This window comes from Sphingopyxis bauzanensis (assembly GCF_002205675.1).
Taxonomy (GTDB): Bacteria; Pseudomonadota; Alphaproteobacteria; order Sphingomonadales; family Sphingomonadaceae; genus Sphingopyxis; species Sphingopyxis bauzanensis.
In genome coordinates this window covers 64,322-78,730 of record NZ_NISK01000003.1, presented here as the reverse complement: position 1 = coordinate 78,730, position 14,409 = coordinate 64,322, and the positions used below count along the sequence as shown (strand labels likewise).

Annotated in this window: 18 protein-coding genes and 3 pseudogenes; 15 read left to right on the top strand and 6 right to left on the bottom strand. The window is 62.8% G+C overall.

Annotated elements, in window-relative coordinates; all coding sequences use genetic code 11:
- Positions 1-12: 12 nt before the first annotated feature.
- Positions 13-669, top strand: a complete 657-nt coding sequence (locus CDQ92_RS11690; protein WP_088441609.1) for an alpha/beta hydrolase — start codon at positions 13-15, stop codon at positions 667-669.
- A gap of 102 nt (positions 670-771) precedes the next feature.
- Here the strand turns inward: CDQ92_RS11690 and CDQ92_RS21365 are convergent, their stop codons facing one another.
- Positions 772-936, bottom strand: a complete 165-nt coding sequence (locus tag CDQ92_RS21365; RefSeq protein ID WP_169714561.1) for a hypothetical protein — start codon at positions 934-936, stop codon at positions 772-774.
- Between the two features lie 113 nt (positions 937-1,049).
- Here CDQ92_RS21365 and rpiB point away from each other — a divergent pair, with 113 nt between their 5' ends.
- The 7 genes and pseudogenes from rpiB to CDQ92_RS11655 all read left to right on the top strand — a co-directional run.
- Positions 1,050-1,502, top strand: coding sequence for a ribose 5-phosphate isomerase B (gene rpiB, locus CDQ92_RS11685; RefSeq protein ID WP_088441608.1), 453 nt, complete (start codon positions 1,050-1,052; stop codon positions 1,500-1,502).
- The gene (gene glyA, locus CDQ92_RS11680) at positions 1,499-2,806 is read left to right on the top strand and encodes a serine hydroxymethyltransferase (RefSeq protein ID WP_088441607.1); all 1,308 of its coding nucleotides are present in this window, start codon (positions 1,499-1,501) and stop codon (positions 2,804-2,806) included. Before rpiB ends, glyA begins: the two co-directional genes overlap by 4 nt.
- A gap of 4 nt (positions 2,807-2,810) precedes the next feature.
- Entirely contained in the window at positions 2,811-3,029 is a 219-nt protein-coding gene (locus CDQ92_RS11675; protein ID WP_088441606.1) for a hypothetical protein, read from the top strand.
- Between the two features lie 3 nt (positions 3,030-3,032).
- Entirely contained in the window at positions 3,033-3,497 is a 465-nt protein-coding gene (nrdR, locus tag CDQ92_RS11670) for a transcriptional regulator NrdR (protein WP_088441605.1), read from the top strand.
- Between the two features lie 2 nt (positions 3,498-3,499).
- Positions 3,500-4,249 (top strand): RNA methyltransferase, encoded by a 750-nt coding sequence (locus CDQ92_RS11665; protein ID WP_088442209.1) that lies wholly within the window; start codon positions 3,500-3,502, stop codon positions 4,247-4,249.
- A 33-nt stretch (positions 4,250-4,282) separates the two neighbouring features.
- Complete coding sequence (locus CDQ92_RS11660; RefSeq protein ID WP_088441604.1) at positions 4,283-4,507, top strand: hypothetical protein; 225 nt, start codon at positions 4,283-4,285, stop codon at positions 4,505-4,507.
- 190 nt (positions 4,508-4,697) lie between these two features.
- Positions 4,698-5,150 (top strand): annotated as a pseudogene (locus CDQ92_RS11655) (IS5 family transposase); the annotation flags it as partial.
- A 14-nt stretch (positions 5,151-5,164) separates the two neighbouring features.
- Here CDQ92_RS11655 and CDQ92_RS11650 read toward each other — a convergent pair.
- On the bottom strand, positions 5,165-6,388 hold the full coding sequence (locus tag CDQ92_RS11650) for an IS256 family transposase (RefSeq protein WP_088439555.1): 1,224 nt from the start codon (positions 6,386-6,388) through the stop codon (positions 5,165-5,167).
- 59 nt (positions 6,389-6,447) lie between these two features.
- Here CDQ92_RS11650 and CDQ92_RS11645 point away from each other — a divergent pair.
- Positions 6,448-6,855 (top strand): annotated as a pseudogene (locus CDQ92_RS11645) (IS5 family transposase); the annotation flags it as partial.
- Between the two features lie 77 nt (positions 6,856-6,932).
- Positions 6,933-7,184: a hypothetical protein gene (locus CDQ92_RS11640; RefSeq protein WP_088441603.1), complete on the top strand. Its 252-nt coding sequence runs from the start codon at positions 6,933-6,935 to the stop codon at positions 7,182-7,184.
- A gap of 9 nt (positions 7,185-7,193) precedes the next feature.
- On the opposite strand, the gene CDQ92_RS11635 is transcribed toward CDQ92_RS11640, so the two are convergent.
- Entirely contained in the window at positions 7,194-7,508 is a 315-nt protein-coding gene (locus CDQ92_RS11635; protein WP_088442208.1) for a chorismate mutase, read from the bottom strand.
- A gap of 226 nt (positions 7,509-7,734) precedes the next feature.
- On the opposite strand from CDQ92_RS11635, the gene rpsD reads away from it, so the two are divergent.
- On the top strand, positions 7,735-8,346 hold the full coding sequence (rpsD, locus tag CDQ92_RS11630) for a 30S ribosomal protein S4 (protein WP_088441602.1): 612 nt from the start codon (positions 7,735-7,737) through the stop codon (positions 8,344-8,346).
- 131 nt (positions 8,347-8,477) lie between these two features.
- Here rpsD and CDQ92_RS20870 read toward each other — a convergent pair whose 3' ends face one another.
- The gene (locus tag CDQ92_RS20870; RefSeq protein WP_144035763.1) at positions 8,478-8,765 is read right to left on the bottom strand and encodes a hypothetical protein; all 288 of its coding nucleotides are present in this window, start codon (positions 8,763-8,765) and stop codon (positions 8,478-8,480) included.
- On the opposite strand from CDQ92_RS20870, the gene CDQ92_RS20865 reads away from it, so the two are divergent.
- The 4 genes from CDQ92_RS20865 (at position 8,765) to aguB (ending at position 13,017) form a co-directional block, all read left to right on the top strand.
- Complete coding sequence (locus tag CDQ92_RS20865; protein WP_144035762.1) at positions 8,765-9,262, top strand: hypothetical protein; 498 nt, start codon at positions 8,765-8,767, stop codon at positions 9,260-9,262. The two genes, CDQ92_RS20870 and CDQ92_RS20865, sit on opposite strands and share 1 nt — an antisense overlap.
- Positions 9,217-10,911, top strand: coding sequence for a M28 family metallopeptidase (locus tag CDQ92_RS11615; protein ID WP_088441599.1), 1,695 nt, complete (start codon positions 9,217-9,219; stop codon positions 10,909-10,911). The genes CDQ92_RS20865 and CDQ92_RS11615 overlap by 46 nt, the downstream gene beginning before the upstream one ends.
- Before the next feature lie 133 nt (positions 10,912-11,044).
- Positions 11,045-12,028 (top strand): agmatine deiminase family protein, encoded by a 984-nt coding sequence (locus tag CDQ92_RS11610; RefSeq protein ID WP_088441598.1) that lies wholly within the window; start codon positions 11,045-11,047, stop codon positions 12,026-12,028.
- Positions 12,029-12,165: 137 nt separating this feature from the next.
- Positions 12,166-13,017, top strand: coding sequence for an N-carbamoylputrescine amidase (gene aguB / locus CDQ92_RS11605; RefSeq protein WP_088441597.1), 852 nt, complete (start codon positions 12,166-12,168; stop codon positions 13,015-13,017).
- 15 nt (positions 13,018-13,032) lie between these two features.
- Here aguB and CDQ92_RS11600 read toward each other — a convergent pair whose 3' ends face one another.
- On the bottom strand, positions 13,033-13,647 hold the full coding sequence (locus CDQ92_RS11600) for a PilZ domain-containing protein (RefSeq protein ID WP_088442207.1): 615 nt from the start codon (positions 13,645-13,647) through the stop codon (positions 13,033-13,035).
- Positions 13,648-14,167: 520 nt separating this feature from the next.
- A pseudogene (locus CDQ92_RS11595) lies at positions 14,168-14,356 on the bottom strand (IS3 family transposase); the annotation flags it as partial.
- Positions 14,357-14,409: the final 53 nt, after the last annotated feature.

Genomic DNA, 14,409 nt, shown 5'->3' with positions numbered 1-14,409 from the left:
AGAGGTGCTCCCATGCCCGACGTGATTTTCCCCGGCCCCGAGGGCCGTATCGAAGGCCGTTTCTCGCCGCCGCCGCGCCCTCGCGCGCCCGTTGCGATGATCCTGCACCCGCATCCGCAGGGCGGTGGCACGATGAACGACCGCATCACGCAGGCAATGTACAAAAGCTTCGTCGCGCGCGGCTTTGCCGTGCTGCGCTTCAACTTTCGCGGCGTCGGCCGCAGCCAGGGCACGTTCGACAACGGCATCGGCGAACTGAGCGATGCCGCGTCGGCACTCGACTGGGTCCAGTCGATCCATCCCGAAGCGCAGACGACATGGATCGCCGGCTTTAGCTTTGGCGCATGGATCGGCATGCAATTGCTGATGCGCCGCCCCGAAATCCGCGGCTTTCTGTCGGTGGCACCGCCAGCGAACATGTACGACTTCAGCTTCCTCGCCCCCTGCCCCTCGTCAGGCATCATCGTCGCAGGCGGGCAGGACGAGATCGTGCCGCCGTCTGCCGTGCAGAAGCTGGTCGACAAGCTGCGCACCCAGAAGGGCATCACGATCCATCACGACGAAATCCCGCGCGCGAACCACTTCTTCGAGCATGAACTCGACCAGTTGATGAAGTCGCTCGATAATTATCTGGATATGCGGCTGGCGCCGGATTCGCCGATTCGCTGAGCAAGGCCGTTGCCCCCGCGAAGGCGGGGGCCGCTAGCGGTTTATGCAGCGATCCCCGGCAGGGGCCGACGGCGGCCTCCGCCTTCGCGGGGGCGACGAAAGCTATTTCACTGGCACCAGCCACACCGCCACATTGGCAAACATCACCAGCGCCGCGACCAGCATCAGCAGCGCGCGGCGCTTGTCGCCCATGCGAAAGACATAAGCAGCACCCCCGGTCAGGGCGACCCCGGTGAGCATCAGCACGGATATGACGGTATCGGTCATGGCGCAGCTTTATCGGCAGCGTCACAAATTTGCCACCTCGCTTATGGCCAAAACGGACGCCGTCGCCTAAAGGGCCGACATCGATTCCCTTGACCCCAGCGGGAGCCGCGCCGATGCGCATTGCCATAGCCTCTGACCATGCCGCTTATGAACTGAAAGCCCAGCTGGCGGATTGGCTGCGCGCAGAAGGACATGCCGTCGAGGATCTCGGCACCAACGGCCCCGACAGCGTCGATTACCCCGATTTTGGCTATGCGCTTGGCGAAGCAATGGCGGCGGGCCGCGCCGACCGCGGCATCGCGCTTTGCGGATCGGGGATCGGCATCTCGATTTCGGTCAACCGCAACCCCGCGGCGCGCTGTGCGCTCGTGTCCGAACCGCTGTCGGCCAAGCTGTCGCGCGAACATAATGACGCCAATGTCATCGCGATGGGCGCGCGCCTGACCGGCATCGACATGGCCAAGGCCTGCCTTGCCGCTTTCCTGACCACCGATTTCGCCGGCGACCGTCACGCGCGCCGCGTCGATAAACTATCTCACCCGCCGCAACTGGAGACCAGCCGATGACCACCAACACGCTCGACAAGCCTATCAAATCGGCCGGCTATTTCACCGACGGCGTCGGCACCGTCGACCCTGCGGTCGCGGCGGCGATGAAACATGAGCTGGAACGCGAACGCTATCAGATCGAATTGATCGCCAGCGAGAATATCGTCTCGAAAGCGGTGCTCGAAGCGCAGGGCAGCGTCTTCACCAACAAATATGCCGAAGGCTATCCGGGCCGCCGCTATTATCAGGGCTGCGCTCCGTCGGACGAGGTCGAAACGCTCGCGATCGACCGCGCCAAGCAGCTTTTCGATTGCGGCTATGCCAATGTCCAGCCGCATTCGGGCGCACAGGCCAATGGCGCGGTGATGCTCGCGCTGACCAAGCCCGGCGCGACGATCTTGGGCATGAGCCTCGACGCCGGTGGTCACCTGACCCACGGCGCCCCGCCCGCGATGTCGGGCAAATGGTTCAACGCCATTCAATACGGTGTGCGCGCCGACGATCATCTGGTCGATTTCGACCAGGTCGAGGCGCTGGCGAAGGAACATCGCCCTGCCCTCATTATCGCGGGCGGCTCGGCCTATCCGCGCACCCTCGATTTCGCGCGCTTCCGCAAGATCGCCGACGATGTCGGCGCGCTGCTCATGGTCGACATGGCGCATTTCGCCGGTCTCGTCGCGGGTGACGTCCATCCGTCGCCGATGGAACACGCCCATGTCGTCACCACGACGACGCACAAGACGCTGCGCGGCCCGCGGGGCGGCATGATCCTGACCAATGACGAAGCGATCGCTAAGCGCATCAATTCGGCGGTCTTTCCTGGGCTACAGGGCGGCCCGCTGATGCACGTCATCGCCGCCAAAGCGGTGGCATTCGGCGAAGCGCTACGCCCTGATTTCAAGGATTATGCCAAGGCCACCGTCACCAACGCCCAAGCACTCGCCGGTCGCCTCAAGGCACGCGGCGCCGATGTCGTCGCGGGCGGCACCGACACCCACCTTGCGCTCATCGACCTGCGCCCGCTTGGCGTCACCGGCCGCGACGCCGATGAGGCGCTCGAGCGCAGCGCGATCACCTGCAACAAGAACGGCATCCCCTTCGATCCACTGCCGCCCGTCAAGACCAGCGGTATCCGCGTCGGATCGCCCGCGGGTACGACGCGCGGCTTCGGCATCGCGGAATTCGAGCAGATCGGCGATATGGTTGCCGACGTGCTCGAAGCATTGCGCGACAAGGGCGAGCATGGCGACGCTGATGTCGAAGCCGATGTGCGCGGCCGCGTCCGCGCGCTGTGCGAACGCTTCCCGATCTATCAGGGCTGATCCGATGGCACGCCAACATCCCGAAGAACCGACGCTGGCCGAAGTCACGATCGAAGAGGTCAAGGCGATGGGCAAGCAGGGTCTGGCGCATCCCTCGACCAAGCCGGTGCTCACCGGCGGGGCGATTGGCGCCGTCGCTGGGCTTGTCCTGCCGGTGGTCAGCTGGCCCGTCGGGCTGCTCGCAGGCGCCGCGATCGCGCTTTACTCGCGGGTGAAACGCTAACCGATGCGTTGCCCCTATTGCGGCCATGAAGACAGCCAGGTGAAGGACAGCCGTCCCACCGAGGACGGCGCCGCCATTCGCCGCCGCCGCCAGTGCGAGGATTGCGGCGCGCGCTTCACGACGTTCGAGCGCATTCAGCTCCGCGAAGTGTCGGTACTCAAGGCGGGCGGCGGGCGCGAGCCCTTCGACCGCGAGAAACTGATGCGCAGCATCCAAATCGCGTGCCGCAAGCGGCCGATCGACGGCGCCCGTATCGAACGGTTGGTGTCGGGCATCCAGCGCCAGCTGGAAACTTCGGGCGAGAATGAAGTGCAGGCGGCGCAAATCGGCGCGATGGTGATGGAGGCACTCAAGGGCTTCGACAGCGTCGCCTATATCCGCTTCGCCAGCGTCTATCGCGAGTTCACCGAAGCCCGAGATTTTGAGGAATTTGCCTCGTCGGTGACCGAGGCGGCGCACAAGAGTTGACCGTGGCCGTCGCCCCGCCCCCGGTCATCGTCCTCGTCCGTCCGCAGCTTGGCGAAAATATCGGCAAGGCGGCGCGGGCGATGCTCAATTTCGGGCTGACCGAGTTACGGCTGGTGGCCCCGCGCGACGGCTGGCCCAATCCCGATGCGGGTCCGGCGGCGGCGGGCGCCGATATGGTGCTGGCCGAGGCACAGGTGTTCGACAGTCTCGCTGAGGCGGTTGCCGATTGCACCACCATCTATGCCACCACCGTGCGCAAGCGCGGCGTGATGAAGCCAGTGCTGACGCCAGAGGCCGCGGCGCGCGCGGTGCATGCCGAGGCCGGGCGCTCCGCCTATATCTTCGGCGCTGAACGATCGGGGCTCGAAACCGACGACGTCGCGCTGGCGCACGCTATCGTCACGGTCCCGATCAATCCCAAATTTGCATCGCTGAACCTGGCGCAAGCGGTGATCCTGCTTGCCTATGTATGGTCAAAGCATGCCCCGAGCGAAGCTGAGGGGGGTGTCGCGCTCGCCAGCCCGCCCACCGTGCCACTCGACCCCGTCGCACCGCATGCCGAGCTGGAAGTGCTGATCCAGCATCTGGTCCGCGACCTCGACGCCAGCGGCTATTTCGTCCCGCCCGAACGCACCGAGGCGACGCTCCGCACGCTCCGCACCGCGCTCACCAAGACCGGCTGGTCGCACAATGATATCAGGATGATGCACGGGGTCATAACCAGCCTTGGCAGAAAGCCGCGGGCGCGATAACAGGCTCCTCCCCTCCTTGGAGACACATTGTCCATGCTTACCCTGTTGTTCTCGCTGGCCCTTTCCACCGCGACCACCGAAACTCCGACCACGAAGCCGACAACCGAAACCGCCGCGAAGCCTGACAAAAAGCCCAAGCTTGTTTGCCGTCGCCTCGCCAATACCGGGAGCCGCCTGCCCGAACGCGAGTGCCGCACGCAGGAAGATTGGGACCGGCTGGCCGATACGGTCAGCCAACAGCTCAAAAGCGCCAAATAAAGGCTGCGGGTGCTGCACCTGCGCCCGCCACTTCCGCCCCTAGTCAGTGGCAATCCTACTATCGGGCACCGGCACCTTGGCCCCTAAGAGCCTGATCCGAAATTAAGTTGAGTGGTGTCAGCGGGTTAGCTTGACGCCATCCCAAGTCGCTGATTCACGGGGTTTTGCAACAAACTTCCGGAGTTCGACGATGTGGACCGACACCACTCGGGCGCAGTATGCCCGTGCACAGCTGACTTTGCCAAGCGATTTGACTGACGCGGAATGGGCCGTGTTGGAGCCGTTTCTTCCGCAGCCTTCACACGTTGGGCGTCCGCGGAAGTGGCCGCTGCGGCGCATCGTCGAGGCGATCCTGTATCTGCTGCGCGGGGGGCTGCCTTGGCGGATGTTGCCGCCCTGCTTTCCTCCGGTCTCGACGGTACGACGCTGGTTCTACCTGTGGCGCGACAATGGTCTGTGGCTTTCGCTCAATCATGCTCTGCTTCTGATCGGCCGGGAAGCGGTAGGACGCGAAGCTTCGCCCAGTGCAGGAGTGATCGACAGCCAGAGTGTCAAAACCACCGAGAGCGGCGGGCCTCGGGGCTACGATGCGGGCAAGAAAATCAAGGGGCGCAAGGGGACTGTCATGATTTCCGTGTGCGGGCTGGCGGTTGAACATTAGGCCGCCATGGCCCTGATAAAGCGCTCGCCGAAGATTACGGCGAACTGGGCCTTTGCCATGCTCCACTCACGTGGCGGCATTTTCCACTCTTTTTCGGATCGGTTCAAGACCAGATAGAGCAGCTTGGTGGCCGCCTCGTCGCTTGGGAAGTGTCCCCTGGCTCGGACCGCGCGCCTGAGCTTCGAGTTAAGCGCCTCGATGGCATTGGTTGTGTAGACGATCCTGCGCACTTCGTCAGGGAACGCAAAGAACGGGATGACCTCGCTCCAGGCGCGCCGCCAGCTCTGGCCGATAGCGGCATAACGCTGGCCCCAGGGACCGGCCTCGAACGCCGTCAGCGCCTTTTCGGCAGCGTCGGCATCTGTCGCACGGTAAATCTCCTTGAGTGCGGTTGCCAGCCCCTTGCGGTCTTTCCAGGACACGAAGTCCATGGAGTTACGCAGCAGGTGGACAATACAGGTCTGGACTATCGTCTCCGGGAACACCGCGGTGATCGCATCAGGGAAGCCCTTCAAGCCGTCGACGACGGCGAGAAGGATATCTTCGACGCCGCGGTTCCGTAGTTCGTTCATCACCCGCAGCCAGAACTTGGCGCCTTCGTTCTGTTCGAGCCACAGGCCCAGAACCTCTTTGCCGCCATCGGCGCGGACGCCGAGCGCGATATGGAAGGCCTTGTTGCGGACCATGCCTTCATCCCGGATCTTGACCCGGATCGCGTCGAAGAAGACCAGCGGATAAATCGGGTCAAGCGGCCGCTGCTGCCAGGTGGCGACCTCGTCGAGGACCGCATCGGTCACCGTGCTGATCAGATCGGGCGAGACGTCGATACCGTACAGATCGCGCAGGTGCCCGCTGATCTCACGCGTGCTCATGCCCCGAGCGTACATCGACACGATCTTATCATCAAACCCCGGAAAACGGCGCTGATACTTGGCAATCAACTGCGGGTCGAAGCGGCCATGCCGGTCGCGGGGCACGTCGATCTCGAGCTTGCCGGTGTCCGTCGTCACCGTCTTGCGGCCGTAACCGTTGCGGCTATTGCCAGCCTGCTCATCGTCGCCCAGATGATGATCCATCTCGGCATTGAGCGCCCGTTCGGCCAGCGCTTTCTTCAGCGTATCGAGCAATCCGCCTTGATCCAGCGCTGCAGCTGCGTCGCTGCCGGCCAGCAGTTGATCCAGAAGATCTGCCGGGATCACCGGCTCTTTGCGTCGTGACATAGTGAGACTCCTTTTTACCCATTATGCCAGCCCACACACGGAAATCATGACAGTCCCGGCGCAAGCGCCACATCCTGACCGACACAGACGGTAACCTGGTTCATGCTGTGATCCACACCGCCGACATCCAGGATCGCGACGGTGCACCGTTCGTCCTCGCCGAAATAATCCGCCGCTTCCCGTGGCTGCGGCACGTCTTCGCCGATGGTGGGTATGCCGGTGACAAGCTCCGGGATGCACTGAGCAAGATCGGAAAGAGCAAATGGACCATCGAAATCATCAAGCGGTCCGACACCGCGAAAGGCTTCGAGGTGTTGCCGCGCCGTTGGGTGGTGGAACGAACCTTTGCATGGCTCAGCCGCAACCGACGTCTCGCCAAAGACTTCGAACAAACCATCGCCTCAGCAACCGCCTGGCTGTTCATCGCATCAATCCAGCTCTTCACACGCCGTATCGCAAGAGCATGAAATTATGAGAGATAGTTTTGAATCAGACTCTAAGCATACGAATTTAGACCTTAATCTCGTTCAGGAGTTTGTTTCGCATGCTAACGCTTTTCCTCTCCCTCGCCCTGTCGACGGCATCGCTGGATGCCGCAACCCCCGCGCCACCCGCGACCACCGACGTTAGCGAACCTGCAAAGCCCGCCAAACCCAAAAAGGTTTGCGAAAAGATCGAGGTCACCGGCAGCACGGTGCCGAAGCGCGTTTGCCGCATCGTCGCCGAGCCAGCAAAGCCGACCCCCGACGCGGCGCGCGCCGACACCGCTTCGCCTGCGGGCGGCACGACCAACTAATTCACCCGCTCAGCGATCGGCGCGGATGTGGTCCCATTCGGCGGCCTCATGCGCTATCGATTGCTCGACCAGTTCATTCCACACCGCGCGCATCCGCTCGGGCGACAGTCCAGCAGCGGCGGCTTCGCGCGCGACATTGTCGAGCACCTGCAACTTGCGCGCTTCATCGCGCACCGTCCCGCGGTCGGTCTTGATCCGCGCGGCGGCGTTCATATAACCGAAGCGGCGAACTAGCAGCGCGACGAGTTCGCGGTCGACCTGATCGACCCCCGCACGGACATCGGTCATCGTTTGGCAGGCTTCGGGAGATTTGGCAGCGGTCATGCGCGCTGCCTTTAGCGGTTTTTGCGAAGCTGTCGAGGCGCGCATCCGAACGGTGCCGCAACGCTTGACTTTGCGCCCCTCCCCCTCTAATCGCGCGCCTTCGCAATGGACCCCGCACCCCGGTGAAGCGGCGGTCGCATATGGTGTCGAGCCCGGCTTGATACCCATATGGTGCGACCCGGGACACGCCGAAATCTCTCGGCACAAAGCAAGTTGGAGACGACATATGTCGAAGCGGCATAGCGCCAAGTATAAGCTCGACCGCCGGATGGGTGAAAACATCTGGGGTCGCCCGAAGAGCCCGGTTAACCGCCGCGAATATGGCCCCGGCCAGCACGGTCAGCGCCGCAAGGGCAAGGTGTCGGATTTCGGCATCCAGCTGCGCGCGAAGCAGAAACTGAAGGGCTATTACGGCGACATCACCGAAAAGCAATTCAAGAAGAACTATTTCGAAGCGTCGCGCATGAAGGGTGACACCGGCCAGAACCTGATCGGTCTACTCGAACGCCGCCTCGACGCGGTCGTCTATCGCTCGAAATTCACCCCGACGATTTTCTCTGCGCGCCAGCTGGTCAGCCACGGTCACGTCTATGTGAACGGCGTGAAGTGCAACGTCGCCAGCCGCCTCGTGAAGCCGGGTGACGAAATCACCCTCGGCAAAAAGGCACAAGAAATGGCGCTGGTTGCCGAAGCGCAGAGTCTGCCCGAACGCGACCTGCCCGAATATCTGGCGATCGACGGCACCAAGGCCACTTACGTTCGCGTGCCCACGCTCGACGAAGTGCCCTATCCGGTGAAAATGGAACCGAATCTGGTCGTCGAATTCTATTCGCGCTGATCCAGCGGTTCATCGCACGAAATCAAGGGGCGGTCCGGTGACGGGCCGCCCCTTTTCGTTTCACTTTGGCAAGAACGCCGAAATCTTGCGCAGCCTGTCGGCGCGGGCTTCGCCGGTTTCGAGACTGTGACCTAGTTCAGGATATTGGTGCCGGTGTTGTTTTCGGGAACATAGGAGCGCGACATCAACAACGAACCCTTGTCAGACGCCGACCAGTCGATCACATGGCCACCGCGAAAATCGGCATAGAGCGAGCGCGCGCTGTGACGGTTACTCAGCACTTTGAGATTACCGCCCGCCGCGTCGAGCGCGATCATGTTGCTCGCACCGACAATCTCGCCGGCCCGCTTGTCCCGGTGAAACGTCTGGCGGGCCAGTCGCGCATTGGTGACCCAGCCGCACCAGCTCAAAAAAACCATTGTCGACATCGCTCGACAATATCTGCTTTGGTGCCGCCCGCTTGGTCGTATCGACGACGAACAGGCGGCGCATCAGCCCCTGGCCATTTTCGATACAGGCGATCCGCGTGCCGTCAGGCGACAGGCTGGCGTCGCGAATCGATTCGAACGCGCCGAACCACGCCGCATTGTCCGTCACCGCCTGCGCCCTGGCATCAGACAGCGCCGGCAACGTCATTGCGAGCGCAAAAAGCGAGAGCGCGTTGCGCCCGAAAGCGTGGTTTTCATTTTCAGCCCTTCACCGGTTGCTTTGTCAGCCGGCACAAGCTGAAGATCGCGCAGAAATTTTCAAGCAACTTTGTTGCCTTGCCGGCAATGTTTGCGACAAATGCCTCACCGCCGCATTCCTTGCATCGCCGCGCCCCGACTGGCACAAGCCGGGGCATCACGAACGAAACCCCAAGGATATGTCATGCTCCGTTTCCCCCGAACCACCGCAGCCTTCGCGGTGCTTTTGACCGTTGCCGCGTGCAACACGTCGGACAAAGCCACTGCGCCCGCCGCCACCACCACCGCCATCCCCGACGTCGAAATCCCCGAACTGTCGCTCGCGACGCTTCAGGAGATCACGAAGGAGCTGTCGCTCGATGCCTATGAAGGCCGCGCGCCCGGTACCGCGGGCGAGGAAAAGACGGTCGCTTATCTGATCAAGAAATATCAGGAAGCGGGGCTGAAGCCCGGTAACAATGGCAGCTGGACGCAGGATGTGCCGCTGGTCGAAATCACTGCGAAAAATGCAACGCGGTTGACCTTCACCGGCGGCAAGACGCCGGTCACTGCGCAATTTGCCAAGGACTATGTCGCGTTCAGCTATCGCGTCCAGCCGACGACCGCAGTCAAGGACAGCGATGTCGTATTTGTCGGCTACGGCATCAATGCCCCCGAAAAGGGCTGGAACGATTATGCCGGGCTCGATGTGAATGGGAAGACCGTCGTCGTTCTGGTGAACGATCCCGACTGGCAGACCAAGGAAGCCAAGGGCGAATTCAACGGCCGCGCGATGACCTATTATGGCCGCTGGTCGTATAAATATGAAGAAGCGGCGCGGCAGGGCGCCGCAGCGGTGCTGATCGTCCACGACACCGAACCCGCCGCCTATGGCTGGAACGTCGTCGAATCGAGCAACACCGGCACGCAATATCTGGCCGAGAGCAAGGACGGCGGCGCGAGCCAGACCGTCGCCAACGGCTGGATCCAGCTACCCAAGGCGAAGGAATTGTTCGCGAGCGCCGGACAGGATTTCGACGCGCTGCGCGAAGCAGCGAAGAAGAAGGGCTTCAAGCCCGTCGCGCTGACCAGCGTGAAGGCGAACTTCAGCTTTGACAACGAAATCGCCAAGAAGATGTCGCGCAACGTCATCGGCGTGCTGCCGGGCGCCAAGCGCCCCGACGAATATGTGCTTTATACAGGCCATTGGGACCATTTGGGTCGCTGCACCCCGGTCGCTGGCGACGACATCTGCAACGGCGCGGTCGACAATGCGACCGGCATCGCGGGCCTGGTGACGCTGGCGCAAGCGTTCAATAAGGCGGGCGCGCCCGACCGCAGCATCGTGTTCCTGGCCGTGACCGCCGAGGAGTCGGGGCTGCTCGGATCGAAATTTTATGCCGAAAATCCGGTGTTCCCGCTGTCGCAGACCGTCGGCGGGGTCAATATGGACGCGCTCAACTCGGTCGGCCCGGCCAAGGACATCGTGGTCGTCGGTGGCGGCAAGTCCGAACTCGACGACTATGTCGAAAAGCTTGCCAAGATGGAGGGCCGCACGGTCAAGGCCGAGCCCACCCCCGAAAAGGGCTTTTACTATCGTTCGGATCACTTCAGCTTTGCCAAGCTGGGCGTGCCGATGTTCAACTTCGGCAGCGGCGACGAGCTGGTCGAGGGCGGCGTCGAAGCGGGCCAGAAAGCGTCTGAAGATTATGAAAAGAACCGCTATCACGCGCCGGGCGATGAATATGAGGCGATCACCAACTGGGGCGGCATGATGGCCGACCTGCGCCTCTATTATGCCGCGGGCCGGATGCTGGCGATGACCGAGGCGTGGCCGAACTGGGTCGAAGGCGACGAATTCCGCGCCGCCCGTGATAAGTCGCGCAGCGCCGCGAAATAGCGAGCCTTCCCTCGCCGTTCGTGCTGAGCTTGTCGAAGCACCGTTCTTCTGCTTCTGCGTTGGAAGAAAGAACAGCCCTTCGACAGGCTCAGGGCGAACGGACTCGGGAGCTAGTTTAACAACGAGAACACGCATGACCCTAATAATGCCCGCAGAATGGGCGCCGCACCAAGCGGTGTGGATCGGCTTCCCCCATCTGGCCGACGAATGGTCGGGCCAGATCGACGCCGCGCGGCGCGATGTCGCGGCCTTTGCCAACGCCGTGCATGATGGCGGGCGCGGCGAGACGGTGCATCTGCTCGTGCGTGATCATGCCAACGCCGACGTTGCCGAGACGCTCCTCGATGAGGGGGTGCAGCTTTTGGTCGCTCCCTTCGGCGATATCTGGCTGCGCGACACAGGGCCGATCACCGTCGGCACCGGCACTAGGCGCGAGGCGCGCAATTTCGACTTCAACTGGTGGGGCAACAAGTTCGTGATGCCCGGCGACCGGGAAGTCGGGGCGATCCTCGCCGCGCATGCGGACCTGCCGACGCAGCACCTTGATTGGGTGCTTGAGGGTGGCGGGATCGACGTCGATGGCACCGGGCTGTGCGCCACCACCGAGGAATGCCTGCTCAACCCCAACCGCAACCCCACTCTGACGCGCGATGATATTTCGGTGCGGCTGCACCAGTCGCTGGGTACCGACCGGCTGCTGTGGCTCGGCAACGGGCTGGTCGGCGACCACACCGACGGCCATGTCGACAATCTGGCGCGCTTTGTCGGCGAAGGACGACTGGCGCTGCCCGTCGCGGCGGGCGACGACGACCCCAACGCCCACATCTACGCCGACGCCCGCGCCCGCACCGCAGCGTTCGGCGGCATTGAAATCGTCGACCTGCCCTCCCCCGGCCGCATCGAGATCGACGGCGAGATCGCCGCGGCGAGCTATATGAACTTCTACATCGGCAACAGCGTCGTCGTCGTGCCGACCTATGGCGCCCAGAACGATCAGGCCGCGGTCGATGCACTCGCGGCGCTATTCCCCGATCGCCGCGCCGTGGGCGTCCCCGCGCGCGGCATCATCGCCGGCGGCGGCAGCTTCCATTGCTCGAGCCAGCAGCTTCCAGCTTAAAGCCTCTCTTCTCTAATCGTCATCCCGGCGAAGGCCGGGATCTCGCCGGTTGAGATCCCGGCCTTCGCCGGGATGACGAGGATGGGATCGCAGCTTTTGCTCTGGCAAGATGCGTGGGCTCGCTTATATCCACCGCCATGACCCACACCATCACCGTCGCCGCCCTGCAACTGCCCCTTCCCGGCCCCGTCCAGACCAATATCGAGGCCGTGACCGCGATGGTCGAGGAGGCGGCAACCAAGGGTGCGCAGGTTATCCTGCCGCCCGAACTCTTCGAGGGCCCGTACTTTTGTCAGGTCGAGGATGAGGCCTTGTTCGCTTCGGCCCACCCGACCGCCGAGCATCCCAGCGTCATCGCGATGCAGGCGCTCGCCGCCCAGCTGAAGATCGCGATCCCGACCAGTTTCTTCGAGCGCGATGGGCCGCATTATTACAACACGCTCGCAATGATCGGCCCCGACGGCGCCATCATGGGCACCTATCGCAAAAGCCACATCCCCGACGGCCCCGGATATGAAGAGAAATATTATTTCCGCCCCGGCAATAGCGGGTTCAAGGTGTGGGACGTCTTCGGGGCGCGGATCGGTATTGGGGTGTGCTGGGACCAATGGTATCCTGAATGCGCGCGCGCGATGGCGCTGATGGGCGCCCAATTGCTGTTCTATCCGACCGCGATCGGCAGTGAGCCCTATGACGCCGACCTCGACACCAGCCGAATGTGGCGCCGCGCGATGCAGGGGCATGCAGTGTCGAACTGCATGCCCGTGATCGCCGCGAACCGGATCGGGATTGAGGGCGACGCCAATTTCTATGGCCACAGTTTCATCAGCGACGAATGGGGCGATTTGACGCAGGAATTTGGCGCCAGCGAAACCGGCGTTCTGATCGCAACGATCGACCTCGACCGCGCGGCAAAGCACCGCGCGGGGATGGGATTTTTCCGCGACCGCCGCCCGCAGCTTTACGGACGGCTGGTCGAGGATATCTGACGCCGCGAAACAGGTTCAGCCTTCGAAGCGGCGGATGCTTTCCAGATCGGCGCGATCGAGCGGCTGGGTCAGCCACAGCCCGCCGCGCCCGGCGCGCGACCAGCGCACGATCGCGCGGCGCTTGACGCCGCCGGGCAGGATCAGGTCAAGCTCCTTGCCGACCTCGAAATGTCCGGCGTGGAGGAATCCCGCGCCGTGCTGTGACAGATCGACGAGCTCGATACTGCCCGTCCCCTCGTCGGTCACCGCCTGCGCGCGGCTATGCACCGGCAGGCGCGGCTGGCGGTAGCCGGTGGCGCGCTGCTCCGCGGCCAGTTGCTTGAGCACGTCGGCGACGTCAACTTCCTTGTCGAACGCGACGCCGCAGCGCCCGTCCTCGGACCACACGACTTTACCGCGGATCTGCACCGTGTCCGACAGCGCGATTTCCAGCTTTTCGCCGACGCTGATCGGGACATCGGCGGCGAGCATCATCCCCCGGTCGGATATGTTGCGAACGCGCCATAACCCGGCATCGCCGTTGCGCATGATCTTTGCGATACGCCACACGGTGCGATAGCGATCGGCGCCGCGACGATCACTGGCGGCGGCGGCCATTTCCTGCTCGGCGCTGAGGCGGGGTTGATTCATGGCGTCCACCTTATCGGAGCAGAGTCAGAGAGAACGGCAAGTCGCGAAAAAAGCTGTGAAATCTGCAAATTTGGCCCAGCCTAGATATCGTGTTTTCCATTATTTTTCAATGCTCGTGCAGGTTGTCGTTTACAGGCATTCGGCTAACGCCACCGATCCGTCAGCCGAACTTGCTGGCTAACCATGAATAAATTTCGTAATTTTCACGTTTTAACGGTGCCAGCACGGCGACATTAAGCGCCATTATGGCAACACCGACGCATCGACGGCACGCCGCTGCACGAACCAACGGCCAGTGTGCCGCGCCGACCAAGGCCACGGCTGCACACAATGTCGAAAAATCCGATGGTGCCCCTGGCCGGACTCGAACCAGCACTCCTTGCGGAACCGCATTTTGAGTGCGGCGAGACTTCCGTATAGCGTTGATAACACTGCATGTTTTTGACTGCAAACGAAAACTGTGTAAGGATTTGTGTAAGTTTGGATCCTTAGAGTGTCTGATTTGCACCCCAATGGTCGCTGTTGGCCCCGCTCGTCGGCTCGCCTCCTCGCAGCACCAGCGGCGCAGCGTCTCTGCCGTGCAGCCGATCTTGCCTGCAATCGAGGTCATCGCCGCCCATTCCGATCCGTAATCGGCGCGGTGCTCGTCAACCATCCGGACAGCGCGTTCGCGGACCTCAGGTGAAACCTTGTTCGTCGTCTTGCTCATCGTGGCTCCTTCTTCTCACAAGTAGGAGCCTCCGGGAAACCCGGGGCGCTTCA

What these genes read in the sequence shown, in the direction of transcription:
- CDQ92_RS11615 (WP_088441599.1), top strand. Translation starts at nt 9,217, where the DNA reads ATGCTCCGTTTCCCCCGAACCACCGCAGCCTTCGCGGTGCTTTTGACC.
- aguB (WP_088441597.1), top strand. Translation starts at nt 12,166, where the DNA reads ATGACCCACACCATCACCGTCGCCGCCCTGCAACTGCCCCTTCCCGGC.
- CDQ92_RS11650 (WP_088439555.1), bottom strand. Translation starts at nt 6,388, where the DNA reads ATGTCACGACGCAAAGAGCCGGTGATCCCGGCAGATCTTCTGGATCAA.
- CDQ92_RS11635 (WP_088442208.1), bottom strand. Translation starts at nt 7,508, where the DNA reads ATGACCGCTGCCAAATCTCCCGAAGCCTGCCAAACGATGACCGATGTC.
- CDQ92_RS20870 (WP_144035763.1), bottom strand. Translation starts at nt 8,765, where the DNA reads ATGGTTTTTTTGAGCTGGTGCGGCTGGGTCACCAATGCGCGACTGGCC.
- nrdR (WP_088441605.1), top strand. Translation starts at nt 3,033, where the DNA reads ATGCGTTGCCCCTATTGCGGCCATGAAGACAGCCAGGTGAAGGACAGC.
- rpsD (WP_088441602.1), top strand. Translation starts at nt 7,735, where the DNA reads ATGTCGAAGCGGCATAGCGCCAAGTATAAGCTCGACCGCCGGATGGGT.
- CDQ92_RS11675 (WP_088441606.1), top strand. Translation starts at nt 2,811, where the DNA reads ATGGCACGCCAACATCCCGAAGAACCGACGCTGGCCGAAGTCACGATC.
- CDQ92_RS21365 (WP_169714561.1), bottom strand. Translation starts at nt 936, where the DNA reads ATGACCGATACCGTCATATCCGTGCTGATGCTCACCGGGGTCGCCCTG.
- CDQ92_RS11640 (WP_088441603.1), top strand. Translation starts at nt 6,933, where the DNA reads ATGCTAACGCTTTTCCTCTCCCTCGCCCTGTCGACGGCATCGCTGGAT.
- rpiB (WP_088441608.1), top strand. Translation starts at nt 1,050, where the DNA reads ATGCGCATTGCCATAGCCTCTGACCATGCCGCTTATGAACTGAAAGCC.
- CDQ92_RS11690 (WP_088441609.1), top strand. Translation starts at nt 13, where the DNA reads ATGCCCGACGTGATTTTCCCCGGCCCCGAGGGCCGTATCGAAGGCCGT.
- glyA (WP_088441607.1), top strand. Translation starts at nt 1,499, where the DNA reads ATGACCACCAACACGCTCGACAAGCCTATCAAATCGGCCGGCTATTTC.
- CDQ92_RS11600 (WP_088442207.1), bottom strand. Translation starts at nt 13,647, where the DNA reads ATGAATCAACCCCGCCTCAGCGCCGAGCAGGAAATGGCCGCCGCCGCC.
- CDQ92_RS11610 (WP_088441598.1), top strand. Translation starts at nt 11,045, where the DNA reads ATGACCCTAATAATGCCCGCAGAATGGGCGCCGCACCAAGCGGTGTGG.
- CDQ92_RS11660 (WP_088441604.1), top strand. Translation starts at nt 4,283, where the DNA reads ATGCTTACCCTGTTGTTCTCGCTGGCCCTTTCCACCGCGACCACCGAA.